The 24,667-nt window shown below is 55.1% G+C and carries 26 protein-coding genes; 13 read left to right on the top strand and 13 right to left on the bottom strand.

The features are described 5' to 3' along the window. Positions 1 to 17: 17 nt before the first annotated feature. From NGM68_RS17345 to NGM68_RS17325, 5 genes are all read left to right on the top strand, one after another. Positions 18 to 602: a DUF8063 family protein gene (locus tag NGM68_RS17345; RefSeq protein WP_252699471.1), complete on the top strand. Its 585-nt coding sequence runs from the start codon at positions 18 to 20 to the stop codon at positions 600 to 602. 175 nt (positions 603 to 777) lie between these two features. Then, complete coding sequence (locus NGM68_RS17340; RefSeq protein ID WP_252699470.1) at positions 778 to 1,557, top strand: DUF8125 domain-containing protein; 780 nt, start codon at positions 778 to 780, stop codon at positions 1,555 to 1,557. Positions 1,558 to 1,668: 111 nt separating this feature from the next. Then, entirely contained in the window at positions 1,669 to 2,658 is a 990-nt protein-coding gene (locus NGM68_RS17335; protein ID WP_252699469.1) for a hypothetical protein, read from the top strand. Positions 2,659 to 2,889: 231 nt separating this feature from the next. Beyond that, positions 2,890 to 3,576 carry a zinc ribbon domain-containing protein gene (locus tag NGM68_RS17330; protein WP_252699468.1) on the top strand — a complete coding sequence of 229 codons (687 nt, stop codon included), beginning with the start codon at positions 2,890 to 2,892 and terminating at the stop codon, positions 3,574 to 3,576. A 4-nt stretch (positions 3,577 to 3,580) separates the two neighbouring features. Further along, the gene (locus NGM68_RS17325; protein ID WP_252699467.1) at positions 3,581 to 4,303 is read left to right on the top strand and encodes a hypothetical protein; all 723 of its coding nucleotides are present in this window, start codon (positions 3,581 to 3,583) and stop codon (positions 4,301 to 4,303) included. Between the two features lie 34 nt (positions 4,304 to 4,337). Here NGM68_RS17325 and NGM68_RS17320 read toward each other — a convergent pair whose 3' ends face one another. The 3 genes from NGM68_RS17320 to NGM68_RS17310 all read right to left on the bottom strand — a co-directional run bounded on the left by NGM68_RS17320 (position 4,338) and on the right by NGM68_RS17310 (position 6,836). Next, the gene (locus NGM68_RS17320) at positions 4,338 to 5,378 is read right to left on the bottom strand and encodes a hypothetical protein (protein ID WP_252699466.1); all 1,041 of its coding nucleotides are present in this window, start codon (positions 5,376 to 5,378) and stop codon (positions 4,338 to 4,340) included. Between the two features lie 65 nt (positions 5,379 to 5,443). Further along, complete coding sequence (locus tag NGM68_RS17315) at positions 5,444 to 6,235, bottom strand: hypothetical protein (protein ID WP_252699465.1); 792 nt, start codon at positions 6,233 to 6,235, stop codon at positions 5,444 to 5,446. Positions 6,236 to 6,545: 310 nt separating this feature from the next. Next, entirely contained in the window at positions 6,546 to 6,836 is a 291-nt protein-coding gene (locus tag NGM68_RS17310) for a helix-turn-helix domain-containing protein (protein ID WP_252699464.1), read from the bottom strand. A gap of 903 nt (positions 6,837 to 7,739) precedes the next feature. Between NGM68_RS17310 and NGM68_RS17305 the strand changes: the two genes are divergently transcribed. Both NGM68_RS17305 and NGM68_RS17300 read left to right on the top strand, forming a co-directional pair. Further along, positions 7,740 to 8,807: a site-specific integrase gene (locus NGM68_RS17305; RefSeq protein WP_252699463.1), complete on the top strand. Its 1,068-nt coding sequence runs from the start codon at positions 7,740 to 7,742 to the stop codon at positions 8,805 to 8,807. Between the two features lie 1,488 nt (positions 8,808 to 10,295). Further along, positions 10,296 to 10,895 carry a hypothetical protein gene (locus tag NGM68_RS17300; RefSeq protein WP_252699462.1) on the top strand — a complete coding sequence of 200 codons (600 nt, stop codon included), beginning with the start codon at positions 10,296 to 10,298 and terminating at the stop codon, positions 10,893 to 10,895. A 100-nt stretch (positions 10,896 to 10,995) separates the two neighbouring features. Here NGM68_RS17300 and NGM68_RS17295 read toward each other — a convergent pair whose 3' ends face one another. From NGM68_RS17295 to NGM68_RS17285, 3 genes are all read right to left on the bottom strand, one after another. After that, a complete protein-coding gene (locus NGM68_RS17295; protein ID WP_252699461.1) occupies positions 10,996 to 11,244 on the bottom strand; it encodes a hypothetical protein in 249 nt (82 codons plus the stop codon). Positions 11,245 to 11,465: 221 nt separating this feature from the next. Then, positions 11,466 to 11,876: a type IV pilin domain-containing protein gene (locus NGM68_RS17290; protein ID WP_252701454.1), complete on the bottom strand. Its 411-nt coding sequence runs from the start codon at positions 11,874 to 11,876 to the stop codon at positions 11,466 to 11,468. A 7-nt stretch (positions 11,877 to 11,883) separates the two neighbouring features. After that, complete coding sequence (locus tag NGM68_RS17285) at positions 11,884 to 12,288, bottom strand: type IV pilin domain-containing protein (RefSeq protein ID WP_311136043.1); 405 nt, start codon at positions 12,286 to 12,288, stop codon at positions 11,884 to 11,886. 927 nt (positions 12,289 to 13,215) lie between these two features. Here NGM68_RS17285 and NGM68_RS17280 point away from each other — a divergent pair. Both NGM68_RS17280 and NGM68_RS17275 read left to right on the top strand, forming a co-directional pair. Continuing rightward, positions 13,216 to 14,427 carry a DUF7289 family protein gene (locus NGM68_RS17280; RefSeq protein WP_252699460.1) on the top strand — a complete coding sequence of 404 codons (1,212 nt, stop codon included), beginning with the start codon at positions 13,216 to 13,218 and terminating at the stop codon, positions 14,425 to 14,427. After that, positions 14,390 to 14,608 carry a hypothetical protein gene (locus NGM68_RS17275; protein WP_252699459.1) on the top strand — a complete coding sequence of 73 codons (219 nt, stop codon included), beginning with the start codon at positions 14,390 to 14,392 and terminating at the stop codon, positions 14,606 to 14,608. The genes NGM68_RS17280 and NGM68_RS17275 overlap by 38 nt, the downstream gene beginning before the upstream one ends. 89 nt (positions 14,609 to 14,697) lie before the next feature. Here the strand turns inward: NGM68_RS17275 and NGM68_RS17270 are convergent, their stop codons facing one another. The 4 genes from NGM68_RS17270 to NGM68_RS17255 form a co-directional block, all read right to left on the bottom strand. Then, positions 14,698 to 15,279, bottom strand: coding sequence for a DUF7110 family protein (locus tag NGM68_RS17270; RefSeq protein ID WP_252699458.1), 582 nt, complete (start codon positions 15,277 to 15,279; stop codon positions 14,698 to 14,700). Between the two features lie 212 nt (positions 15,280 to 15,491). Beyond that, on the bottom strand, positions 15,492 to 15,836 hold the full coding sequence (locus NGM68_RS17265) for a glutaredoxin family protein (RefSeq protein ID WP_252699457.1): 345 nt from the start codon (positions 15,834 to 15,836) through the stop codon (positions 15,492 to 15,494). Positions 15,837 to 16,195: 359 nt separating this feature from the next. Beyond that, entirely contained in the window at positions 16,196 to 16,840 is a 645-nt protein-coding gene (gene gfcR / locus NGM68_RS17260) for a transcriptional regulator GfcR (RefSeq protein ID WP_252699456.1), read from the bottom strand. Continuing rightward, the gene (locus NGM68_RS17255; RefSeq protein ID WP_252699455.1) at positions 16,837 to 17,904 is read right to left on the bottom strand and encodes a glucose 1-dehydrogenase; all 1,068 of its coding nucleotides are present in this window, start codon (positions 17,902 to 17,904) and stop codon (positions 16,837 to 16,839) included. Before NGM68_RS17255 ends, gfcR begins: the two co-directional genes overlap by 4 nt. Positions 17,905 to 18,034: 130 nt before the next feature. Here NGM68_RS17255 and NGM68_RS17250 point away from each other — a divergent pair, with 130 nt between their 5' ends. From NGM68_RS17250 to NGM68_RS17240, 3 genes are all read left to right on the top strand, one after another. After that, a complete protein-coding gene (locus NGM68_RS17250; RefSeq protein ID WP_252699454.1) occupies positions 18,035 to 18,880 on the top strand; it encodes a hypothetical protein in 846 nt (281 codons plus the stop codon). Positions 18,881 to 18,985: 105 nt separating this feature from the next. Then, positions 18,986 to 20,272 (top strand): HAD family hydrolase, encoded by a 1,287-nt coding sequence (locus NGM68_RS17245; RefSeq protein WP_252699453.1) that lies wholly within the window; start codon positions 18,986 to 18,988, stop codon positions 20,270 to 20,272. Positions 20,273 to 20,344: 72 nt separating this feature from the next. Beyond that, entirely contained in the window at positions 20,345 to 20,905 is a 561-nt protein-coding gene (locus NGM68_RS17240) for a hypothetical protein (RefSeq protein WP_252699452.1), read from the top strand. A 110-nt stretch (positions 20,906 to 21,015) separates the two neighbouring features. On the opposite strand, the gene mce is transcribed toward NGM68_RS17240, so the two are convergent. After that, positions 21,016 to 21,399, bottom strand: a complete 384-nt coding sequence (mce, locus tag NGM68_RS17235) for a methylmalonyl-CoA epimerase (protein WP_252699451.1) — start codon at positions 21,397 to 21,399, stop codon at positions 21,016 to 21,018. A 146-nt stretch (positions 21,400 to 21,545) separates the two neighbouring features. On the opposite strand from mce, the gene NGM68_RS17230 reads away from it, so the two are divergent. Next, a complete protein-coding gene (locus NGM68_RS17230) occupies positions 21,546 to 21,860 on the top strand; it encodes a YbjQ family protein (RefSeq protein ID WP_252699450.1) in 315 nt (104 codons plus the stop codon). 180 nt (positions 21,861 to 22,040) lie between these two features. On the opposite strand, the gene NGM68_RS17225 is transcribed toward NGM68_RS17230, so the two are convergent. Next, positions 22,041 to 22,856: an aldo/keto reductase gene (locus tag NGM68_RS17225; protein WP_252699449.1), complete on the bottom strand. Its 816-nt coding sequence runs from the start codon at positions 22,854 to 22,856 to the stop codon at positions 22,041 to 22,043. Between the two features lie 124 nt (positions 22,857 to 22,980). Further along, positions 22,981 to 24,663, bottom strand: a complete 1,683-nt coding sequence (locus NGM68_RS17220) for an acyl-CoA mutase large subunit family protein (RefSeq protein ID WP_252699448.1) — start codon at positions 24,661 to 24,663, stop codon at positions 22,981 to 22,983. Positions 24,664 to 24,667 lie beyond the last annotated feature (4 nt).

The following is a 24,667-nucleotide window of genomic DNA, read 5'->3' as shown; positions in this document are numbered from 1 at the left end:
GAAAAACTATTTTTTGCGTGCTACTCCTGGTAGCTTCTGCCACACTGATCGCACCGATCGCCGCGCCGATCGCTGCCGCCCAGGAGGCCAACAACTCAACGGCGACCGACGACGATCTCGACGATGACCTGCTCGAGCTTGCCGACGATGAAGAACTCGAGCCGGACGACCTCGACGGAGAACGCCGCCTGTACATCGACAACAACGCCTACATCACTGAGTGGGAACACGATGGCGACACACACACCGTGACGGTGGGTGCTGATGAGGACACGACCGTCCTGTTCCTCCCGGTGATCGACACCGACGAGGCGACGACACAGAGTGTACAGGGCGTCTCGCTCGAGATCGAAGGCGGTAACGAGCGTACCCGGACGATCGACAACGAGGACACCGTAGTCGCCATGACGTTCGACAGCATGGAGGGCATCAGTGCCGTCATTCTCGACCCGAGTAATGACGTGCTGATCGGCGGCCCCTGGACGGCTAGCGATTCGCGTTTATCCGCGATCGGCGCGGCTGGCGCAATTGCGTTCATGACGATCAAAAAGGAACTCGAGAGACAATTCGGCGCTGGAATGAAACCGGAGTGGTTGCGATGAGGTACCGGAGAGAAAAGCTAGCCTTTACGCTGTCGTTCCCGGTGGGAATATTCTTTCTTTGGCACGTTGGCGTACTATCGCCAGAAGCGACCTATTTTGGCTACTTGTCAGTGGTCTCTATGCTGCTCGGAGATATTGCTATCCAACTGACTGCGATGGAGGGTAAACTTAAACCATGACAGAACTGAACAACGTCAAACCACCGTCTGAGCGCCACCCGTGGATTGCGCTGCTGCTTCGCAACTCCGGTAAAATTCTCGCCCTCGGGCTATTCGCCGCTGCCGGACTGATGTGGCTCGATTTGCTCCCTGACGTGAGCCGTGAGGCAAAAATCGCTGGCCTCGCGTTCGCTGCGTTCTTGCTCCCTGGCTCCTACGTCGGAGACTGGGTGCAAAACCAACGCGGCGACCCACAGTTCGTGTTGCTCGTCGACGTAGCCGCCCAGGAGGAAGACGGCGGGATCGCAAGTATCCCACTCGCTGACTGGCGCGACCTCGAGGTCGTCGACGGGAAACTCGACCAGTGGGCACCGATGTTGTACGCTGGGAAGAACCTCGACCTCGAGGAGATGACAGTCGAAGGCTGCTGGCGCGGCACCCTGACAGACCGCGAGTTGCTGGCTGCACTCTCGGCTGTCGAGGAGTGTCGCGGGATGCTCGAGGAGGACAGCCGAAAGCTGTTCGCAATCGAATCGAACCTGTGGTCGATCGTCTACCGGGCGACGAAGGACGCCACTCGTAGCGTTGTCAACACGTTCGAGAAGGGTACGTTGCCCGACGAAGGCGAGGGCGTCGACAACGCAGTAAACGACGCTCTCGACCAGTTCGGGTTACTCGACACAGTTGACAACCTCGAGGAAGCCGACGATCTCGACGCCGACCTGGACGATCTCGATCTCGGGATGAATGACGACGACCAACCCGAAGAAAAGCTCCCGAGGCCAGCCGATGACTGAACGCACGTACTACCGGTGTGATACCTGTGAACGCCGATGGTACGAGTTATACACTGTCCCTGTGGCCTGTGCAGTCTGCGGTTCGAAGTCGGTAACGCCGGAGGAATACGCATGACCGATACTGACGAGAACCTGTTGACACTCGCGAAGCTCCGGGAACAGATCGCCCTCGACGGCGACCTCCAGGGCGGCGATGGAATCAAACCCCATGCTGGATATGCGATTGATCCAGTTGATCGTGCTTCGCTCAACTTCCTCGACGATCTCGTCGACGAGGACGATCGTCCCGAATCTCGATTTGAGGAAACGCAATTAGGATCGATCGTCCATTCGAACGTTCGAACCGATGCCGCCTGGACTGCGGTTCAGGAGCAACGGTACGGCCTCGCCTCTCATCTCGTCGGGGTGACTGAAACCGAGTTCGATGGCTCGTCGATTACTGTCTCTCTCGAGCTCGCAAATCAAATTGAGAACGACGGGGCGCCGTGTTTCTGCTCCGGCGCTGGCAACCCCAACACCGGCAAATCCAATCTAATGTTCTACATCGTCGACGACGTAGCTGGTCGGGTGTACGATGACCTCCTGGTCATCTCGAACTCTCGAACCTGGCACCGGACTGATCTCGTCGTCACGTCAGCCCATGACCTCACGGTCGCGCTGCTCGAGCATCGTCAAACGCCGAAAGCGGTTGTCATCGACGAGGCGTCGACGCACTTCGATGCACGAACCTACAACTACGAGGTACCAAATCAGTGGACGCCACTTGCCAAACGGATGGCGAAACTCGGTGTCGAGTTCTGCGGACTAATCACCCACAGCGGGAAAGACCTCCATCCAGAGGCGAAACGGCTCACCACCCTTGCGTTCCACAAAGAGCAGAAAGCCGTCGCGACATTCTTCATGAACTGGCCTGCCGAATCCGATTCTCCGTCCGATCCGGTGTTTCCTGACCCGGTACAGAACCTCGAGAAGTACGAGGGGTACGACCCGGATGACGCTGCACCGTGGGATTGGAATTTGCGAGCTGGGCTGTTCGCAGAAGATTTGTCCTGGCGCAAACTGCTGGAACTCCTCCAGGAGTCAGGCCCGGTCGACTCCTAATTCGGAGGGTCACCTCTGGTTCTTCTCGCGATCCCTCGAGGCCGATCGTCACGCCCCCGACTTGGGACACCCACCCACCGACCAACTCACTTTTGTCGGTGACCGGCCTTATCGGAACCAAAGGCCGAATTGCGGCCGAAGTCCCTCCTCGTGGGGGTCTGAGGCCGCTTCATACGCATTTACTCAAGCCGAAAACATAATTAAATATGAATCTCTATTCTGCTGTAATAGATGAAATATTGTCCTTCATGTGGGGAAAGGTGTTCTAATAAAGATCGGTTCTGTAGAGAATGCGGAACTGATTTTTCAGATCACTCAACTTCAAGTGAGAAGAATCAAGATCAACATCCTCAAAAAATCGGCACCGTACAACAACTGCGTAATTCGTCTAAGGGATGGTCTATTCTCAAGCCGCATACCTCTTTAGCTGAAACTGCTATTGTCCTCTGTGGCTTAGCCTTGGTTGCCCTCGTTTTTGCACCTTGGATCAATATTCAAGGTGGCGATCTCGTGAATAACCTTGCCGATTCATTTGGGGCTGGTGATGTGACCCCGGAAAGCGATTATGCAGGGTATCAAACAACCGGAGGTCTAATTACTCTGGCTACCGCGACATTCTTACTGGTCTTTACATGGATTAAAGAATGGGACAGTACTGCTGCTCTTGGAACCTTCATGACTGGATTATTTCTTTTAATTGGGCCTGTTTGGCACATTTATGCCCTTGCTCAAGCTGAAGCTGAAGCTTCTCGACACATCTTTCGAGAGGCTCAACCGATTGAGATGCCTGATGGCACTTATGCACCAATTGAAGCTGTTGAACCTGGTTTTGGAGTCGGATGGGCTTTGATATTACCTGTTGTAATCATGGCCATCTCTTTCGTTTATACTCTTATGGCAGTATTCACCAAAAACTAAGGACGTGACCACTCCCTCAAGCATGAACAGATTTAATGGGTTGAAGTTATGGGTTCTTTGTACCCGACCAATTGCGTTCGGGGTAACAGTTGGTTATTTGTATGTTCTTTTCGATCTCCTACCCTCGTATCTCTTTATCTGGTGGTATCCAACTGAAGCCAGTGTCATTAATACGCAGATCTATCACCTATTTTTCTTCACCGTTGGAATCAGATTTGCGTTCTATCTCTCAGTGAGTATCTACATAGCGCTTTCAGCTAAATCGATGATTGATAAGCTATGGGGAGATTTTATGCCACCACACCAGAAGCGCTCAAATACCTCAAAATTGCCAATTCCAGCCGAGAAAGTGAACTATAGTCTTTATAGATCCATTCGAATTTCAGTTATCGGTATTTGTTTTATGATCGTTGCTTTTCCTGTACTGATGTATTTGCATTTAGAGTACCTGCATTTCCAATCTGATTTTCCAAAAAATTACCTTGAGTTGATTCCTGATAGCGCTTTTTTACCGGTACTCTATCACATTTTAGAAGCACCACTCGAGATCTTCATTGGCGAATCGCTTTACGAATTGAACACCTTCGAGCTTCAATACAACCTAATTTACTTTTGGATTCCATCTGTACCACTCACCGTAATCATTGCAAACATGTACAATGCTATCTATAAGCTATCTCGAGAACTCATGTATCAGACCGGGCTCCGGGTTCTCAACCGGCTCTGATTCGAGATTAGCACACTTATCCTCACTAACAGAGTTAGATCCCATTTTCTTCTAACATTATGTATTCACATTCACCAGGGTAGACCGGTCTCCCTTCATACTCTAATAATAGTTCATCCAGACGAAATATCTCGTCCTCAAGTTCGTCTAATACACTTGCAGCATCTTTTATTATATCAAAGCTATTTGACCCTACTACCGATTCTAATTGAGTTATTGCTGTTTGTTTAACACGGTTAAAATTATTCATATTTTCGCCATTTTGTGCTTCCCACTCTTCTTCATCTTTGAATTTAAGTCTATATGGTTCAATGACTTTTTCGTTCTCCAACGTGCAAATCAACCCGATTTTGTTATTTCTGTAAAGGCTTTCTTCTTTATTCACTAGTGACCAAACAATACTATCAAATTCTTCTTCTACTACCGACTCATCGTTTCTAACTTCAATCACTAACATCTCAAAGACCCACTCAGAAAGATCATCACCTGGTTCTACGCTATATGTGTCTTTGTCAACATATATTTCACTGAACTCATCATCGAAAGCATTTCTATGAGATTCGAACTTTTCCTTCAACGATCTAATATTCTGCCGAGCCTCCTTTAGATCGGGAGCATGGTTTTCCAGTAGGTCTTCCAAATATCTGTTTCTCTCTAGCTCTTTTGGGACTACTCGAAATTCGTCTTTATCCTCGGTATCATCCGATCGGTCGATTATTGCAGATAAAGGTCTACCCCCTCTTATTACTGGAAAATTGATTTTTGAGTTGTAGTGGATATTATCTCCGATTAATATGTCTGGATCACCGTGCCAGACTCTTACAATTTCTCTAAGTGTCTTCGAATGTTCTTGTCTAACCTCTCTATTGATTTCCCTCTCGAGCAAATCTGTTTGATTGTAATATAGAAGAACAAGTGCCATAGTTAGCACACCAGATATAGAGAGATTTAGCACAGTTAACCAACCTGGAGCCATAATTGTGTTTACCAGTGATGCAATTATTAGTAAAAGTACGAAGGCCCCGATTAATGTCTTTACTATATTCTTCTCTAATTTCTCGTGACTAATTTCCATGAACATGATCTTGATTCCGATGTGATAAAAATTTTGCAAAATAGTATTTTCTCCTATGGCCCTTTTCAAAGTGATATTAATATGAAGATCGATGTTAGCCAGAAAGCAACTGTGCCAATCACTATTTTCATGTTTCTTGGCATTTTCTCTACTTGACTCTCATAAATATAACTTAGGCTTCGGAATGAAGATGCAAAGAGTAGAGCTGGTAGCACTCCAATTATAAACAAAATCATGCTGTTTGCAAATCCCATACCAGAAAAGGGTTTTAATAAAATTGTTAGGATTGAAAATGGTGTATGATTAATAAGAACCTCATAGGTTACGGATACCCAAGTAGGCTCAGACAGGTAATTGTCAACGCGAATTCCCATGATATCTTCGATAATTAGTAGCGTTGTTATGGATGCAGTGTAGAGTACTAATCCCCTGAAAAACCACCTGTAACTTCTTTCGTGGAGGATTTCGTACGCAACTGGCGGTATCTTCTTTGTTGACGTACCTCGACTTTTTAGCGGATCTTTTTTACTCCTCTTCCATGGATATGATGCGATAGATCTGAACACTGACAAAATTTTGATGGAATATAGCAATACCAGGCCGAATAATAATGGTGCGAATAAGAGCATTATGACCATAACAACGTATTCAATAAATGAACTTAGTCTATTTACATGATCAAAAATCTCTAGAAGGATTATACCAATTACACCCGGTATAAAACATATGATTATTAGATGTGAAAAGACAACCCACTTATTCCAAATCAGACGCCAATCACCTACAATACTCTTTAAATATCTACCACATAAATAGAAGTCCGTAAAGAAGACACGTTTCGCAAGTTCCCAATCCATGATAATCTACCATCATATCTCAACTATTTAAAACATGAGGCGATGGATCAGGACGAAGCTCAATATCGACGCCACCAGTTAGATAACTTGATCCATCATTAGTGATCTCAAACATATTGCTATTTTCGAAGATTGGAGTTATCAATTCCACCTGTGCAAGCATACAACAGCGTTCTTTAACCCGAGATCGAGAAGCGTTAAACCGCATACGATCTGCCATTAATCGTGGTGTTGACCAACCCTCCTCTTCAAGGTATTCAAGAATCCTTTCGTCCAAGGTACACATCCACCGTGCTGGCTTACGCTTCATTTAGGAATTCGAACTCTCAGTGGCATTTGGTTCGCTTTGCGTCACATTTTCTTCTAGAAAGACCTCATTCTCAGCATCATATTCCTCATCAAGGTAGGCCTCCCCGATCTCTGTAATCACATATGCCCCATTCCCGATCGGGGACAAGAACCCATGCTCAGCGAGCTTTTTGCATCGACGGGATACATGAGCGTTTGACACTCTAATACTCTCACTTTTCGTTAGTTCACCCACGGTTCCTCCATCATTCTCTCTAAGATATTCCAAAATCCGATCATCCCAGATGGTCATCCACGTTCCCGATTCTCTCATTAAATCCCTTTCGTACGATATGCCCCTCTTTGTTCGCATTCCTCCAGTAAAGAAGAGTTAATCAGTATTAGGAGCACCGTTACATATATGTAATACCGCTCCATTGAGCTAGCCACGGAGCTATCAACTCCGGTGAAGATGTCGCTCGTTGGCATCTGAAACCGGGCGGTGCTGCAACACCGCCCAGAAGGTGGCTCCTGGTTACGAACCATGTTTCACGGAACCAATGCGGGGCATCAGCCCCACGGCCAGAGAGAAGAATCGAACGCTCTTAATAATATCACTCTTACGCCACTCGCTACGTGCGCGTGTGGTACTCGAGCCGTCGGCCTCGACGCTCGCCTCCTGGAGCCAACGTGTGAACTTTGCGCTCGACTTCAACCCGACAGTGTTGTTCGCCAGCTCCTCCAGGTGCCCGCCCCGATCGGGCCGGAGCGGAGGACCGACCGATGACACACCGTTGCACTATCTGCAACGAACTCGGTGATGTGCAACTCGCGGTCACTCGAGAATACGGTGCCTGCTGGCTCTGCGAGGAGTGCGATGCTCGAGAATATCCGAACGAAACCCCAGTCGTGGAGGCTCGGTGATGCCTCGAAACGATCACTGCACGAGCGTTATAGATCGATCTCGGTATTGGTGTATACCTGCTGAGGCCGGGGGTGCAACCGGCTGCCAGCAGAGTATTATTCGGCAACCCACAGCCTCGAGATCCCGATTAATTAAGTTGGAAAACCCATCATATCGGCATCTCAGGGCCAGTTACAACTCCGTTATAGAAGGCCATCAAACCAATGGTGGGTGGCAATATCTACCATACTGTTCCCGTTATCGAATTCAACGCTCATTACAGCCGGGGACTGAGCGACCGGAGGGCGATCTATGAATCGTCGTAATTCTCCGAATTTCGAAATTCGTGAGGCGACGGAACTCTTCATCACTCGTCGACGCCCAGATTGGAAAGGCGAAACGGCTCGATCGTACCGGAAGGGACTCGACTCGTTCGAGAACTTCGCCGACGATCACGATCTCGAAACCCTCGACGATCTCGACCTATGGAAAGTCGGGCAATACACCGACTGGTTGGTCCAAACCGATTATGCGCGGGCGACGATCTACAGTAAACAGAAAATGGCCCGTACCTGGCTCAAGTGGCTCGAGTCACAGGGTCTCGTCGACGTTGGAACTCACCTCGCCATCGAAACGCTGCGCCTCGAGGACAGCGAGCAGACCAGCTCGGATATTCTTCGACCGAACACTCTTCGCGAGTTCCTGGAGTTCTATCGCGATTCGATTCAGTGGCGAGCCAAACGATGCCATGCTCTCCTCGAGGTCATCGGTCACACGGGCGCCCGGCGATCGTGTATCCGGGCACTGGATGTCCAGGACTACGACCCGGAGACTCGAACCCTCGAATTCCTCAATCGATCGGAGACTGGAACTCGTCTTAAACGAGGCGATACCCACCAGCGGAAAGTGATTCTCTCGGAGACACCGAACCAGGTTCTCTACGAGTACCTGGAGCGAGAGCGCTACGAAAAACACGATAAGAACGGACGGAAACCGCTCTTCACGAGCACTCGAGGCCGTCCAACGAAGAGTACAATCACGAACTGGCTGTACGAGGCGACGCTTCCCTGTGTAATGCGAGAGTGTCCCCATAGTCGGAAACGCCACACCTGCGAGTGGACGGAGCAATCTCATTCCAGTAAGTGCCCGTCGTCAACGTCTCCCCACCCTGTTCGTCGAGGCAGCATCACGTGGCAGCTGAACATCGGACGTTCGATCCAAGACGTTGCCGATCGAGCTGCAACGACGCCCGACGTGATTCGTCGCTATTACGATCGCCCCGATCTCAATGCAGAGCTTCGTCGACGGATCACGCAGTTCGATGGGATCGACATCTGTGAGCATACAGATCCGACCGACTTTGAGGAGGTGGACGCATGATCGCTCGAATTAGGGCCTCTATCGCCGTTTTATTTCGACTCCTAGCCCTCCGACCCCATTCCTCACCGCGAACAACGGTCGTGAGCGGTGCGTGTGGGATTCGGTGGGATTTGAATCAGGAACTGCCTGCTGCGACCGTGGTTCGGATCCTCCGACGTATCGAGATATAGGCGAAGGGGGAGGTGTTTTTCGTCATTTCGACCTCGTTCTGAGAGGGAGATGATCTGCGTGGGAGTAAGCCATCGGCCGCCCTCGAGTTGATCGACCTGTCGCCACTGTGGAGCCCATGGTCGAGAGAACGACGTCGGCGTTCGTGCGTTCGCTCGACGAACCGACCGACGACCCGGCACGATCGGGAACCTGCTGGCTCGAGCTGAGGCTCGCCTCGAGTCGGAGGTGATTCGCGCGAAAGAAAGCGGTACGTGCACGGGCGGTACTGACCAGTGGGATACGATTGAAATCGGACGTACCAAAGGTAGTGTGTCGGAGGTGGCACCCCTGATTTTCGGGGACGTACACACCTCGAGAGTAAAATTATACAAATCTGACTCCTCTTGTGGTCTGTTTCCGGACAGTGAGTCGCTTGCAGATCGATATGTAGAAATGGGGAATGACGGCCACGGAGGCGATTCGTGATGCCTTCGGTCGGACTTGCTCAGCCCTCTTCATCGAAATCGAGATCGGTTTCGACGGCAACCTCACTGAACGAGGATCCACCGCACGAACAGCCGTTTCGATTACCGATTGGAACGAGCGCCCCATCTCCTGTCTCACGTGCTGCGTACGCGTTTCCACAGCTTTCGCAAACTGCCATCTTTCGATTATTGTCTACCCCATTAGACATAGACGATTCAGTAGCGTCCAGAGAGCTTAAGCTTGCGTATCAGTACCTCAAATGGCCTATAGTTCGGTCACTACACACGGGAACTGAGCGTTCCAACGGGAATTAGTCCGCTTCAGTCGCCTCGTCGAGAACAGCGAGTGCAACCGTTGTGGCGTGGATGTCGATGGGCTTCGGCGCCTTCGTTCGGATTGCATTCGAGACCTGAAAGGTGCTCGAGGTGGGCCGCTGTGAGCGTCGACAACCCGGTTGGATCGAAGACTACAGCACCGTCTGGCACCAGCCAGGAGCCGGTTCCCGAGCCTCGAGCCCACACGGGGTCGCGAGCGCCAGGGCAGCTACCCCGATACCGAAGCGGGGCTGGGCGTCGCCGCCGACGATCACGCCGCCCCCGAGTTCGACGGGTTGTATGGAGATTGGGATTCAACATCGTCAATTCGCCCCCACGAATCACCACTAAATTTATTACTTTTTCATAACTTCATACAGAAGTGAACCACCGAACTGCAGGCGCTATAATCGCCGTCCTGGTGGTGTTTTGTCTGGCTATGATCCTTTCCGTAGCCTACCCGTTCTCTACGTCAGAATCTCACTCAGAGCGGCCCGCAGGTGAGCGGTTTACTGGTGTCGAAGCGGACGAATATCAGATGACTGCTGACCTGCAGATTGACGGTGAGGGAGTCCATGCGCTCGACGGAGCTATTACCGAAGACGGAGACCGCTACCTAGTTGCCAGTAGCGATGACGTACGGTACACCCTGTACCAGGGCGCTCCCGACGAAGCGTTGTATACGCGGACGGAAGTTTCGGATGAAGAACACGCTGAGCAAATTCTCGAGGGAATCAGCCACGATGACGAGAAGCACGTTCTCCAGGTCACCCGGAAAGGCGAGGGAGTCGTTTTCTTTGTCCGTGAAGAGAACGCTGGCGATCAGGCACGAAGCATTGAGAATCATGTTTCTCTCTTTGTTCGAAGTTTGTACATCACTCAGTACGAGCAGGTCGATGAAAGCATAGAACAGGCCGTTTACGAACCACGAAACGGCTGGTTCGAAGGGGCTGAGGGCTATCGAGTCACGGATTCGACCGGTCACGTAACCGTTGACCCTGATTCGTACGCTATCGAGTCCGCAGATGTCTCGTTCAACGTAGTCTCCACGGCGGATTCCTACGCGAAGTACCTTTTGACAACGACGTTCTCCGATGAGCCCACTAGCCCAGGAAATTACGTATACCGTCGATACTGAAAATGTCGAGATAGAAATTCTCGACTGGGTCGAAGAGAAACGCAATACGCCGTAACCTTCCGGGTGCAATTACGGGTGCCAACTCATGGCTTACTGGAGTTTACAGCCACGTCACTTTCCCACGTGCTCGCTGTTGGTCTTCCGGTGAGTGTGTCCCCCGGTAGTGCTCGAGGAACCTTCCCAACTCGTTCCACCAACCCCAGTCGATCACCAGGAGCGGGTCGACGTCGTTGCTCGCGAGCGAGGTCGCCCATGTACGCCGGAGATCGTGCATCCCGAGATACAGCCAGCCGTCGTCGCCGGTCGCCTGGTGCAGCTCGCCAGTCGTCTGACTGAGCCAGACGTTCATGTCGTCGCGGTTGCGATGTTGCTGGAGGTTCTTGTCCGGGTTGCGAGTAAGGCGGACGGCAACCCGGTAGATAGTGAGTGTTATGGTGCGATGACCGGCCCGATCGGGCCGGTTTACGTCCGAGATATAGACGATATCTGACGGCTATTCATGCTACATTCCAGCATATGCGCGCTCAACCTATGTTTAAAAGACAATTTCACGACAAAGAGATATGTAGGTTACAGTGTGGCTTCGTTCCCGTCGTACTCGCCTACGATAGTAATATCATCTGGTTCGCACGATTGGGTGGTGGAGTCATTTGGTGGGAAAGTCCATGAGTCACCAACACTAGGGTCTGCATCGTGACCAACATCTGTAGCAATGTCGTTACAGTCGCCATGGACGTTGAAAGTAACCGAATCTAAACGGTCAACCGTGTTCAGTTGAATAGTTGTTTCATTATCCGATTGATCATATGAGAATCCTGCTGATGGGTTTGCACCTGAACTTTGACCAAGGTCAAGTACAAAGGCAGCAATCACTGCCGCTAGAATTACAGTAATTGCAACCATAAGTATAACTCCAATCACTGGTGATACTGCTCTTTTCTCCTTTTCTCCACTTTCGTCTATTTTGGATTTCACATTCATGTTATTATCACAGCGTAGCTTCATTACCGTTGTATTCGCCAATGATTGTCACGTCATCAGAGGTTGAGTCTGGGTCACAATTATCGTCACTGCTGAAATCGTTAACATCAAACCTCTCTCCCACATTGGCATCTTCAAAGTCTAGATTATCGGGTCGATCATCACAGTATGCTGCCCAAGAGTCTAAACGGTCGATATTAGACAACTGAACGGACATGTCTTCACCATTTCCATCAATTGAATATCCTGCTGACGGGTTAGCTCCTGAACTCTGACCGAGATCCAGCACAAACGCCGCAATCACTGCAGCCAGAATCACGGTAATAGCGACCATTAGGATAACCCCAATAACCGGCGATACCGCCCGGCTGGACGATTCGTCTTCGGTTTCGAATTTGCTTTCCATACGCATAGTATTTCACAGCACCTGTGAGCGATGAGAACCTTTATTGAGCGACTGCCGAATGCTCGAGATGACGGATGGGGTCGGGGGATGCTACCGCATCAACCTCCACCGTCAGTTTCTCACGCTCACATCGGATGCTGATAGTCGAACCTCAAGCCTGTATAATAAAGGCTGTGGCCAGGTCTAAAGAAATGACTGTCACCACAACTGAATAACTTTCAAAACTGATAATCAGCCACCCATAGAAGCCCTACAGCGGTGCCTTGAAGCCACCACGTTTATCGATTTCCGAAATCGTCGCCGGAAACCCAAATCGTGGTAGCCACTGCCGCAGCTGCACCTTCCACTGAAAATCGCGTGTTCGTCACCGGTCGGGAACTCGCGCGCGCCTTCCACGCCGGCGGTGACCTCGACGCCAGGGAAGCCGTCTAACAGTCCCGCGAGGCCACCCGATACGCGAGTACACACGACGCCAAATCCGGAGCGACTGGCAGCGCGTGGCTCTTCCCTGCTCGAGACTGCGATCCTGGATCGATGACGACGGAACATTCGATGAAGTGCGATCTCTCGAGGTCGCTCGGAACGGGTGGCTGAACGTCACCGACGAGAGTCCGACGTTCGCGGCACTAAACGCGTGAGTCGCGAACGTCTTTTCGGGTGGATTGCAGCTCGAGACTATCGCTCGTCGTTTGCTCTCACTCGTCGAGGGAGGACAGTCCCGTGATCAACCGCTTCGTATGCACCTGGCGAAGTCTCGAGGGACAGTAGAGGTCGGAATGAGATTTGAGCGACAGTTCGATGTGGTTGGCTTATATATTCTTGTTGGCTAGCAGGTTTATACTTCGAATCCCATGTTCACAGTAATATACTGTCCAGGATGGGGATCAAAACTCGGAATCCTATCCTCCTCGAGCGCAATCAGCGGTAATTGGGGTGGTGTTGTTAATCGGTATCGTCGCAATCGGGAGCCTTGGCCTCTTTGTGGTTGCTACAGACAGTATAAACGAGGTAGAACGGGCAGCAGAGCAGGAACGTATCGAACAATCCTTTGTTCAACTTAGCCAGAGTATCTCTACGTCTACGCTCCAGACCGACGTTTCTCATCATACGAGTATAGATGCGGGCGAACATGGAGCGATAGCCCGCCATGACGCTGCGAGTTATGAAATCTGGTCTGAAGATAACGACGGGAACCGAATTGATCTCGGAGATGGAACGCTCGGGACGATTGAATATGAAAGCGACGATGGAACGAGGGTTGCCTATGAGGGTGGGGCCGTGTTTCGCGAAACGGGTGTAGAAATACGAATCCTCTCCATGCCTCCGGTATTTTACGACCGAGAGACGTCGACGTTTCAATTCTCGGCTGTAAGTCTTGACGAGGGGAAGACCATTGACTCGGGAGGTATCGATATTCGTCGCTCCAACGTGTATACTGGTGATTTACGGTACATCCAGAACGACCGCCTGTATGTGCAAATCGAGAGCGAATACTGCCTCGGTTGGGAACAGGCTCTTTCCACACACGCAGGAAGTTCGGTCGTTGAAGAGCCGTGCTACGAGGGAGACAACGAGGACGGTACGCTAAAAGCTCGACTCGGATACGATGAAGCTGAAAACGCGTTTTCCTCCGGCCTGGCGCTGCCGGATTCTGACAACCTCAGAACATCGGAGGGGAAAGGTAATTCAGATTCCATCGAAGTTGATGAGAACGAATTCCCACCTCTCAACCACACGATAGCCGCTATGGCTGAAGATTTTAAGAATAAGAGTGAGCCTCAGTCTGCGGAATCTCATGGGGAATTCTTCACAGAGGGAATGACGGGCACCTATAACTTCGATCTCTCCGATGGCGACGCAACCGTTGTCGTAAACGGGAGCGTTGACACTGATAAAATTACAGTGTCAAACTGTTCAGATGGAGAACACTCGCTCCAGATTTATGCGAAAGGTGATTTTGACCTATCTGATGACGTGACATCACCGGAAGACTGTGATATTAGTACTATCCAACTCTATGGAACAGACACCTCTACTGTTCGGTTCCACGATTCGAGTAGCGAATTCCGGGGTCTGATCTATGTTGCTAGTAATAAATTTGATCCCGATGACGGATTACCAGGTGGAAATCACGGGTGCTGGTAGCGTCGATATTGAAGGCGCAATTATTGCTCACTCGATATATTTCCAGAACCCAGCCAACAACGTCGATTTAAAGCCAATTGATAATTCGGATATCGACGTCATTCCAGAGGGCTACGAACCTGCACCCCAGCTCATACACCTCAATATCGTCGAACAGGAGATCGAGATCAACAATAAGTGAACGCTTGCTGTTGATCTCAGCTATCGTTTAATCTGCCTCTGAGCTATTCTCTCCACGCACTCTAGGCAGAAAACCCCGCCTCGTCCCAATCAGTCGCTGATAAACTTGTTATCCCGCCAGTTGACCCCACTCGATTTGCCCTTGCGCTCGCGTGGCCCTTCGACGACCTCGACGTCCGCCGGGCGGGCTTCGCCGTCGACGATCCGGGTCGCCTCGAGGTCGCCATCCTGCTCGGAAATCGCCGTCAGCGTCCCCTTCTCGGTCTGGAGGGCGATATCACAGAGTACCTGGAACATCTCGTACTGGAGCAGGGAGTTCTGGAGCACCGTCTCGCGGTCGCCTTTGAACGCCGCAAACTCTACCAGTTCGGATTCGATCTCCTCTTCGTCCTCTTCGTCCCACCGGAAGGAGTTGCGTCGCTCGTCGGGGTCTTCCTCGTAGACCCGGTTTTCGGTGACGCTGGCTTTCAACTGTGCCGTCGGGGTGTACTTGCTGACGGTGTCGTCGTTCGAGACGGCTTTGAGGATCAGCGTATTGTTGCGGCGGGTGAGTTCGACGTCGGTAACCCCCTCTGGATACGTTGCGGTCTCGAGGTGCTCCTCGAGGTCTTCGAGGGGGAGTTCAAGTGTGGAATGCAACCGATACACGTGTCTGGAATCCTCAGTTGACATTGTGGAAGGGTAGGCGATAGTCGTCTGGCTCCTAGTACGGTACCTCCCCATATATGACCTGCTATTATATCCCCTCATTACTGGTTCGAATCCAAACAAGTTAGTGCCAGTACAGGTTTTTCTGTGTGATGTGATCACACGAAATTCAATAGATGGTGGGTGGAAACGAGACGTATCGGCGACGAGTAGCACGCCGGTTGAAAACGGACGGCTCAGGCCGACTGCAGTGTCGCTTCGAGTTCGCCCCGCTCGTCGAGTTCGGCGAGGACGTCCGAGCCACCGACGAACTCGCCGTCGACGAACGTCTGTGGAACGGTTTCCCAGCCGCTGTGTTCGGAGAGGGCCTCGCGGAACTCCGGTAGCGACTCGAGGGTATCCACCGTTTCCAGGTCGGTGCGGTGTTGACGGATCAACTCGAGGGCGCGCTGGGAGTAGCCACACTGGGGCATCAGTTCGTTCCCCTTCATGAAGAGAACGACGTCGTTGGATTCGATCGCCTGGTCGACGATGTCGTTGACCTCATCCTGCTCGAGACTGCTGTCTGGCTGGAACGTCATAGCTGCCTGTTGGGGGGTCACGTGGAAAGCATTTGCGCCATCGGCCGTTGGTAGGTGGTTCCGCTCGAGCTCGACCCGCTAAAACACCTATTATCACTACAGTATTAATACTAATCCACTACAATATCTATATCTTCGACGTGGACGCCCCGTTTATCGGCCCGGCTCAATAGACTGCCTCGAGTACGTCGACGCACCCGAGATCAAATTGACCGAGAACGATATCGAGCGCTCCGAGGAACCATCGAGTCACGGTGGCCAGCGTCGGAACGGATTGAGGCTACCCGGCTAAACTGAACACCGTATGTCGCCAGGAAGAGAAGCTGGAGACAAAAACAGGGTGCTCGAGCCGGGTACGGCTACTCCTCGGTACCGACGCTGATGACCTGTAACAGGGAGTACACGGGCACGCCCTCGAGTTCGTCGACGCCCTGCTTGTCCGCGAGAACGACACACGCGAGTGGCTCCCCACCCTCTTTTCGGATGGCGTCGATGGTCTCTTTCATCGTCGTTCCGCTCGTGATCGTGTCGTCGACGATGTAACACTCGCGGCCGCGAATCGTCGCGAAATTCCGTGAAAAGGTTCCGCCGAGTTTGTCGATGTCGCCTTCCTCCCACTGGTGTTTCGCCGGGGTGTAGGTGCCGAGGTCGGTCTCGAGTTCGTGGGCGACGAGGGCGGCGATGGGGCCACCAGCCTTCTCGATCCCGATCGTCAGATCGACGTCTTCGCCGTGTTTTGCGAGCAGGTCGGCCATCGCACTGGCGACGTAGCCCATCCGCTGTGAGTCGCGGCCGATCGCCGACCAGTCGACGTGGATGTCGGCGGAACGGCTGGTGTCCGACGAGGTGGTGGATTTCGATGGCTGGGTTGCGGTACCGCTCCGTTCGACGAGCCAGCTCGCAGTCTCGCGGGAGACGTTGAGCTCGTCTGCAATCTCACCTTTCGAGAGGCCTCGCTCGGCGAGGTCTGACGCGCTCTCGATAAGGTCGTCGACGTTTTTCATATAGATTCGAATTGAACCGCGGTTTTTATAGTCGTATCGTCGTCGTCGAATGCCGCCTCGAATGCGTCGAGGTCGTAGACGCCGGTGACGAGATCGTCGGTGAACCACTCGGGTAGCTGCGAGAGGGTGTCGATGGCCGCCTCGAAGTGGCCGCGGTGGGAGTTGACGCTGCCGACCAGGGCCTTGTTGTGGAGAACGAACTCCCTGTGGAGTGCCCCGCCGTCGATGTCGAACTGCCAGCTCGAGGGAACGCCGAGCAGTGCGCCGACGCCGTTCGGGGCGAGCGCCTCGATCGTCTCGAACGCGTGGGGGGCGTAGCCGGTCGCCTCGTAGATGAAGTCCATCCCCTCGTGGGCCTCCGGTACCTTCGAAACCGGCGTCTCACGGGAGTCGACGTAAGTCGCCCCCAGTTTCTCGATGATGTCGATGGTCGGGTCGGGGCGATCCCGGCGGCCCAGACAGTAGAGCCGCTCGAAGTCACGGGTTTCGAGCAACATCGCGACGGTCACGAGCCCGAGCGAGCCGTTGCCGAGCACCATCGCGGATTCGGGTCGCCAGTCGAACGCTGATCGACTGGCATAGGCGTGCTCGAGTGCCTTCTCGGAGATGCTGATCGGTTCGACGAGAAACCCGAGCGGGGCCAGTTCCTCGGGAATTGGGACGAGATATTCCGCCGGACTCGTGAAGTACTTGGCCATGAAGCCGTGGCCGCCGACGATGCCCCGCTCGACGTACTCTCCCTCTGGAGCCATATCCGGATAGCCACTCTCGAAATAGTGGTTGGTGCCGTTCGGAGGTCGACGAACCGTGGGGACGACGATTTCACCCGCCTCGAGGCCGGTTCCGTTCGGATCTTCCACGATCCCGACGGCTTCGTGGCCGAGCACGAGGTGGTCGTCACCGTCGGGGATTCCCCCGTGGCCGCCCGAAATGACCTCGTGGTCGGTGCCGTCGACGCCGACGCGGAGGGTGCGTACCAGCGCTTCACCCGCTCTGGGTTCGGGCACCGGCTTCTCGAGAATAGTGGGTTTGCCCGCCCCGGGTTCGACTGCGATCGTTTTCATACCCAACCATTCTCGCCCGGGTGCTAAAAGTTTATTCTATCTCGAGTAAACATGCTCGGGGGTTGGGTGAAAGACCGATTGTACCGTACCAAAGCGCTATACCCGCCCCTCGAGATGAGTGCCTATTGCCATGCGTGACAGATTGCACGGGCGGCGACCGTATCTCGCCAGCGTCGGTGGCGTCGCGTGTGCCGGCCTCGGTACCGTCTTCCTCGCCGGCTGTCTCTCGCGTCGTGAAATCGGTGACCGAGAGTCAGGTACCGACTCGGTTCCGCTATTCCCCGATTCCGATTGGCCTGACGACACGGTTGCAGACAGGACGTTCGAGCGTTCTGCATTGCCTATCTGCGCCGAGCGAAGCGAGATTGCGGGTGACGCCGAGACCATCGCAGACGTCAACATCGCTGACCACGGCTTCTTTCACGATCCCGACACCGGCCGCTACGGGGTTCGTGGCCGCATCCAGTTCGAGCGTGCGCTCAGCACGCCCACGATCAGGGTCGAGTTTCTCGAGGGCTCGACGGTACTCGAGCGAGCGAGTCGAACCCTGTTTCGCCCCAGCGAGGACGCCATCTTTACGATTACCGGCGACGGGAATCCGGATCGGATCGACGGCTATCGATTGATTCCTCCGGATGGCGACGACAGTGGCCCCGGCCCGGAGATCAACGATGGCCTCGAGGTACGCGAGACGGCGTGGGGAATCATCGGCGAAGCAGACGGAGAATCGGTCTACGGCGGTCTGGTGACCGTCGAGAACGTCTCCGGCGAACACCCAGCGGGCCAAAAGCCCCGTAACGCACTCGTCTACGCCCGGTCGCTGTACGAGAACGGCACCACCGCACAGACTCACCACGAGTACGCCAGTCCGAAACTCGAGCCCGGCGAGACGCACACGTTTTCCCTTCCCTACCGGTGGTGTGACCCAGGTCGGGTCGTCGGTCTCGAAGTCCGGCCGTTTCTATTGCGCGACTGAGCGTGGGAGGTGCCGCCGTCGCGCCGGCAGGCGTGCACCCGACCGACCCTGGCAACCGTCGCACCGTCGGAAACGATTATCCGGCAGCCCCACACATGCGGTGACATGGAACGTTACGACCTCGTCTACCGCCTCTACGACGAGTTTGACACGAAGACCCTCCAGGAGTACCAGGAGTTCGTCGACGTCTTTCCGCCGATCGACTCGCGGGTCGCCCTCGAGCACTGGCAGGACGCCAGCGACGAACTCGAAGGCCGCAAAGACGAAATTCGCTCGACTTTCGCCGCCGGTGAAACGTTCGCCGAAATCGCCTCACGAGCCACGCGCGATCAGGCCTTTACCGCGCTCGACCTCGAGGCGAAGTACGGTCGTGCGGTGAACGTCCTCGTGCTTGACGTGGACGAAACCCTTCGCTCGGCCGGGGGGACGGACAACGAGATCCCACGAGACACCCTGCACGTCCTCACGGAGTTTCACGAGGCCGGCGTCCCGATCGTCATCTGTACCGGCCAGACGCTCGAGAACGTCAAAGGGTTCGCCATTCAGGGATTGGGCAGCGAAATCGTCCACTCCGGCACGCTTTCTATCGTCTACGAGGCGGGGAACGGGGTCTTCACGCCGGGTCACGGCGCGGACACCAAGCAACTGCTGTACGCGGATCTCGACCCGGAGATTCGCGACATCTTCGACACCCTTCGGGCGCGGATGCTCCCCGAAGCGCCCGAATCCCTCCGCCGTGGGTGTCACCTCCAGGGCAACGAGTTCAACGTTACGATGAAACCCAACTACGAGACCGGCTCGAACCGAGCTCGCGAGATCATCGACGAGGCCCTCGTCCACATGATCGACCAGTTGGGTCGGGCCGTCTCGGGCGCACTCGAGGGTGAGGAAGCGATTTCACTCGATGACGAAACGGCAGCGGATCTCGGCGTCGATCCCACTATCGCCGCCACCCGCGCCTTCTACGCCGATGCCGATCCAGAGATCAGAGCCGTCCTCGAGCAACAGGGGGCCTATCCCGACATCGGCGTCGCTGCCGTCCCCGACGCGATCGCGAGCCTGTTCGAGCGAATCGACGTGGCCTACTACGAGGCCGACGCCGCCGAGATCGGTAGTCTCGAACTCAACAAGGTGGCCGGCGTCGAACACGCGCTGTCGGTGCTCGACGTCGCGGAGCCGTTCGCCCTCGTGATGGGCGACTCCAAGAGCGATCTCCGCGTGATGGAGTGGGTTGCGGAGAACGACGCTGGAATCGCCGCTGCGCCGGAGCACGCCTCGCGGGACACCCTGGATCACGTGCTCACCTCCGACGAACTCGTCTTCGATCGCGGGAAGAGCGTCGACGTGTTGCGGACGGTCTACGCACTGAATCACCTCGCGCGGCTCAACTGATCGGTCTCTCGAGACGAACGGTCTCACCGAGCTGAACAAGCGGTTTTTGCTCCAGATGGCGTAACGTGTGGTATGGAACGACGGCAGGTTCTCTCGCGGATCGGTGGCGCTGGAATTGTCCTGGGGGCGGGTACCAATGTCGACAGAAGCGACACTACGATCACTCAGGTCGACGCGGTTGTCGATCGGGAACGATCCGAATTCGACGAGCACCTTCCAGAAGGGGTCGAGATCGATCTCGAGCGCATCGACGGGGAGTGTCTGAGCGACGAGACGCCGGTGTATCCGACGATTCGCGTCCACGAGGATGGCCTCCGGATTCGGGCAACGATCGAAGCACCGACGCCCTGTCACGAGGTAGCGATCGAGTCGGCGGTCGTCCGCGACCGTACCGACGACGGAATCCACGTGGGAGCCAACGACGGGAACGGATCTGACGAACCCGGTGATGAACTCGTGCTACCGATTACACCGACCGAGCCATCGGTGGACGCGTGCGTCCAGTGTATCGGTGCCGTACACTACGACCTCGCACTCACCATCCCGGATCTCGAGAAGCGACCCGATAGCGTCCGACTCGTACACGACGCTTTCGACGAGCCGTCGACCGTGTTCGTCCTCGAGTGGCCCTGAGGACGTTCGATCACCGCTGACACGTGAACCGTTCGAACACTCACTGACGCGCCGAGCAGTCGATGGTACTGTGTACGAGAGGAGTGCCGACGACGATCAGGGTCGGACGGTCAGTGCTCGACGAACTCGAGTAAGATACCACCGGTATCCCGCGGGTGCAGGAATGCGACGTCGTGACCCCACGCGCCCGGTCGTGGCTCCTCGTCGATACACTCGATCCCGAGTTCCCGCGCTCGATCGAGCGCACTCTCGATGTCGTCGGTCTCGAGCGCGAGGTGGTGAATGCCGGGCCCGTGGCGCTCGAGGTAGGTCGCGATGGTGCCGTCTTCTTGGGGCTCGAGCAATTCGAAGTACCCGTTTCCGAAGTCCAGAAAGACGACGGTCATCCCGTTGAACGTTTCCTCGTGAACGACCTCGACGTCGAAGAGGTCTGCGTACAGCGAGGCCAGCTCGTTGGCGTCGTCGGTTGCGATTCCGGCGTGATCGTAACGCATTGTCTGTGTTCGACTGTGTGATGAGTAGTACCGTCAGTGTTCTGTTCCGGACGATCCTGTGGGGTGTTCCGACTGCTGGAATACAACCGGCGCACGTCGAAGCGAACCCAAAGGTGTTAGTACGATAACACCATTGTCTCGAGCGGATGTTACTCACCACTACTGAAACGGTTCCCGATAGCGAAGTCGTCGAAATCCTTGGCGTCGCACGCGGAAACACCGTCGAGGCGCGAAACGTCGGCCGGGACATCACCCAGGGCATTCGGAACGTCTTCGGCGGCGAACTCAAGGCCTACTCCGATCTGCTCACCAAAGCCCGCGACGAAGCGATCACGCGGATGGAAGCCGACGCCGAATCGATGGGAGCCGACGCCGTCATCAACGTCCGCCTCGAGACCTCCCAGATCACCGATGGCGGATCGGAAGTGATGGCCTACGGAACGGCCGTCCGGCTTCGGTAGGCACCGACGAGTAATAAGTTGAAAGCGAAGGAGCAAGCCGCCTCGAGTCGCCTTCCAGGTGGCCGTGCAGACCCCCTCGAGTTTCCTCCCTGAATGCCACGAATCTCTCCTCGAGTCGTCCTCTCGAACGGCTCATTACCGAACGGATCCGATACGAGTGACCGAACGGATCCGAGATGCTTACCGGGCGAACGGTGGAACTTCGCCACTCAGTTCGAAGGTTGTGTGCATCTCCTCGGCCGATAACTCGAAATCGAACACGTCGGCATTGGCCTCGACGTGCTCTCGACTCGAGGCTTTCGGAATCGCCACGACCTGTGGCTGCTGGAGTAACCACCGTAACGCGATCTGGGCGGCGGATTTGCCGTACTGGTCACCGATCTCTACGAGCCGATCCTCGCCGACGACGTCGCCTTTCGCGAGCGGCGAGTACGCCGTCAGCGCGATATCTTCCTCGATGCAGTACTCGAGCAGGGCGTCCTGGCGATTATACGGGTGATACTTCACCTGGTTCGTGACGATCGGCGTCTCTGAAATCTCGACGGCCTCCTCGAGTTGACTCACCGAGAAGTTGCTGACGCCGATGTGATCGACGACCGCCTCGTCCTGGAGGTGGTTCATCGCGTCCAGCGTGATCTCGAGGGGATACTCCTCGCTCGGGGCATGGAGCAACAGCAGGTCGATCGTCTCGATGCCGAGCCGGTCACAGCTCCCGTTCGCCGACTCGAGAACGTCGTCGTACGCGGCATCGTCGGGGTGTACCTTCGTGACCACGAATACTTCGTCCCGGGACACGTCCGCCGCCGTGAGTCCGTCCCCGACGGCCTCCTCGTTGTCGTACATCGTGGCCGTATCGAGGTGTCTATAGCCGGCCTCGAGCGCCCAGTCGACGGCATCCGCACAGTCCGATCCCGTCATTGATGCGGTGCCGAACCCGAGGGCGGGGATCGACGCGTCGTCGATGTCGACTGTCGATTCGATCGTCAGGTCAGTCATGGCTGTCCCGTCATCGTCGGTGCCCTTGAAACTGACCACGTAAACGACGCGGCGAGAGCTCCGCGCGGGTCGTCGCCACAAGATGGCCCGTGTTCCGGGGCACAGTACGGATCCTCGAGGGTAGTCAGACCGCGCTGCCAGGCGTGTACTCGCCGAACTCATCTCGCAGGACGTTACAGACCTCACCCACGGTCGCGTACGCTTTGACGGCGTCGATGATGTACGGCATCAGGTTGTCCTCGCCGCGTGCGGCCTCGCGGAGGGCTTCGAGTGTCGCCTCGACGGCTTCCTCGTCCCGGTCGCTCTGAACGGACTCGAGGCGACGAATCTGACGGCGCTCGTCCTCCTCGGTGACCTCCTGGACGTCCATCTCGGGTTCTTCGTCGACCTCGAACTCGTTGACGCCGACGATGATTCGCTCTCGCTTTTCGATTTCGTGCTGTCGTTCGAACGCCGTATCCTGGATCTGGCGCTGCACCCACTGTTGTTCGATCGCTCGACGCATCCCGCCGCGTCCGTCTACCTCCTCGAGGATTTCGTAAGCGTCGGCTTCGACCTCGTCGGTGAGGCTCTCGACGTAGTAACTTCCGGCGAGAGGGTCGACCGTGTCCGCCGCGCCGGATTCGTGGGCGAGAATCTGCTGGGTTCGCAGTGCGGTTCGAACCGACTTCTCGGTCGGCAGGGCGAGCGCCTCGTCCTTCCCGTTGGTGTGGAGGCTCTGGGTGCCACCGAGGACGGCCGCGAGCGCCTGGTAGGCGACGCGGACGACGTTGTTCTCGATTTGCTGGGCGGTGAGCATCGACCCGGCCGTCTGGGTGTGGAACTTGAGTTGCTTTGACTTGGGGTTCTGCGCGTCGAAGCGCTCGTCCATCAGGTCGTGCCACATCCGTCGGGCCGCCCGGAACTTCGCGACCTCCTCGAAGATGTTGTTGTGACCGTTGAAGAAAAACGAGAGCTGCGGGGCGAAGTCGTCGACATCGAGACCCGCGTCGATCGCCGATTCGACGTACTCGAGGCCGTTGCCCAGCGTAAAGGCAAGTTCCTGGGCGGCGGTCGATCCGGCCTCGCGGATGTGATAGCCCGAAATGGAGATGGTGTTGAACTTCGGCACCTCCTCGGCACAGAACTCGAAGATGTCCGTGATGATCCGCATCGACGGCTCGGGCGGGTAGATATAGGTGTTGCGCGCGATGTACTCCTTCAGAAGGTCGTTCTGAATGGTTCCCCGCAGAGCGGAACGGTCGACCCCCTGGCGGTCGCCGACGGCGATGTACATCGCGAGCAACACCGAGGCGGGCGCGTTGATCGTCATGCTCGTCGAGACGTCGTCCAGCGGAATCCCGTCGAAGACGGTCTCCATGTCCTCGAGGGAGTCGATCGCCACGCCGGCTTTGCCGACCTCGCCGGCGGACATCTCGGCGTCGGAGTCGTAGCCCATCTGGGTCGGCAGGTCGAACGCCATCGAGAGCCCGGTCTGACCCTGATCGAGCAGGTAGTGGAAGCGCTCGTTAGTGTCTTCGGGCGTCGAGAAGCCGGCGTACTGACGCATCGTCCACAGCCGTCCACGATACCCCGTCGAGTACACGCCTCGCGTGTACGGTGGTTCGCCAGGGAACCCGAGATCCTCGTCGTAGTCGCGGTCGGCGACGTCAGCCGGCGTGTACAGGCGGTCGACTTCCTGTCCACCGGTGTCCGTGGTGAACGTCTCGTTTCGCTCGCCAAAGCGCTCGAGCACTGGTTCGACCTGGTCTGCGTGCCAGCTCGCTTCCCCCTCCCTGATGGCCTCGAGATCGTCGGAGTCGAACATTATC

Source organism: Natronosalvus vescus (genome assembly GCF_023973145.1).
GTDB lineage: Archaea > Halobacteriota > Halobacteria > Halobacteriales > Natrialbaceae > Natronosalvus > Natronosalvus vescus.
Note: the sequence above shows the minus strand (reverse complement) of the source record. Positions and strands in the feature narration are given on the sequence as shown.

Excerpts from the sequence above, each read along its gene's own strand:
- NGM68_RS17340 (WP_252699470.1), top strand. The coding sequence starts at position 778 with ATGACAGAACTGAACAACGTCAAACCACCGTCTGAGCGCCACCCGTGG.
- NGM68_RS17335 (WP_252699469.1), top strand. The coding sequence starts at position 1,669 with ATGACCGATACTGACGAGAACCTGTTGACACTCGCGAAGCTCCGGGAA.
- NGM68_RS17330 (WP_252699468.1), top strand. The coding sequence starts at position 2,890 with ATGAAATATTGTCCTTCATGTGGGGAAAGGTGTTCTAATAAAGATCGG.
- NGM68_RS17320 (WP_252699466.1), bottom strand. The coding sequence starts at position 5,378 with ATGGAAATTAGTCACGAGAAATTAGAGAAGAATATAGTAAAGACATTA.
- NGM68_RS17315 (WP_252699465.1), bottom strand. The coding sequence starts at position 6,235 with ATGGATTGGGAACTTGCGAAACGTGTCTTCTTTACGGACTTCTATTTA.
- NGM68_RS17310 (WP_252699464.1), bottom strand. The coding sequence starts at position 6,836 with ATGACCATCTGGGATGATCGGATTTTGGAATATCTTAGAGAGAATGAT.
- NGM68_RS17305 (WP_252699463.1), top strand. The coding sequence starts at position 7,740 with ATGAATCGTCGTAATTCTCCGAATTTCGAAATTCGTGAGGCGACGGAA.
- NGM68_RS17300 (WP_252699462.1), top strand. The coding sequence starts at position 10,296 with ATGACTGCTGACCTGCAGATTGACGGTGAGGGAGTCCATGCGCTCGAC.
- NGM68_RS17295 (WP_252699461.1), bottom strand. The coding sequence starts at position 11,244 with ATGAACGTCTGGCTCAGTCAGACGACTGGCGAGCTGCACCAGGCGACC.
- NGM68_RS17290 (WP_252701454.1), bottom strand. The coding sequence starts at position 11,876 with ATGAATGTGAAATCCAAAATAGACGAAAGTGGAGAAAAGGAGAAAAGA.
- NGM68_RS17285 (WP_311136043.1), bottom strand. The coding sequence starts at position 12,288 with ATGCGTATGGAAAGCAAATTCGAAACCGAAGACGAATCGTCCAGCCGG.
- NGM68_RS17275 (WP_252699459.1), top strand. The coding sequence starts at position 14,390 with ATGACGGATTACCAGGTGGAAATCACGGGTGCTGGTAGCGTCGATATT.
- NGM68_RS17270 (WP_252699458.1), bottom strand. The coding sequence starts at position 15,279 with ATGTCAACTGAGGATTCCAGACACGTGTATCGGTTGCATTCCACACTT.
- NGM68_RS17265 (WP_252699457.1), bottom strand. The coding sequence starts at position 15,836 with ATGACGTTCCAGCCAGACAGCAGTCTCGAGCAGGATGAGGTCAACGAC.
- gfcR (WP_252699456.1), bottom strand. The coding sequence starts at position 16,840 with ATGAAAAACGTCGACGACCTTATCGAGAGCGCGTCAGACCTCGCCGAG.
- NGM68_RS17255 (WP_252699455.1), bottom strand. The coding sequence starts at position 17,904 with ATGAAAACGATCGCAGTCGAACCCGGGGCGGGCAAACCCACTATTCTC.
- NGM68_RS17250 (WP_252699454.1), top strand. The coding sequence starts at position 18,035 with ATGCGTGACAGATTGCACGGGCGGCGACCGTATCTCGCCAGCGTCGGT.
- NGM68_RS17245 (WP_252699453.1), top strand. The coding sequence starts at position 18,986 with ATGGAACGTTACGACCTCGTCTACCGCCTCTACGACGAGTTTGACACG.
- NGM68_RS17240 (WP_252699452.1), top strand. The coding sequence starts at position 20,345 with ATGGAACGACGGCAGGTTCTCTCGCGGATCGGTGGCGCTGGAATTGTC.
- mce (WP_252699451.1), bottom strand. The coding sequence starts at position 21,399 with ATGCGTTACGATCACGCCGGAATCGCAACCGACGACGCCAACGAGCTG.
- NGM68_RS17230 (WP_252699450.1), top strand. The coding sequence starts at position 21,546 with ATGTTACTCACCACTACTGAAACGGTTCCCGATAGCGAAGTCGTCGAA.
- NGM68_RS17225 (WP_252699449.1), bottom strand. The coding sequence starts at position 22,856 with ATGACTGACCTGACGATCGAATCGACAGTCGACATCGACGACGCGTCG.
- NGM68_RS17220 (WP_252699448.1), bottom strand. The coding sequence starts at position 24,663 with ATGTTCGACTCCGACGATCTCGAGGCCATCAGGGAGGGGGAAGCGAGC.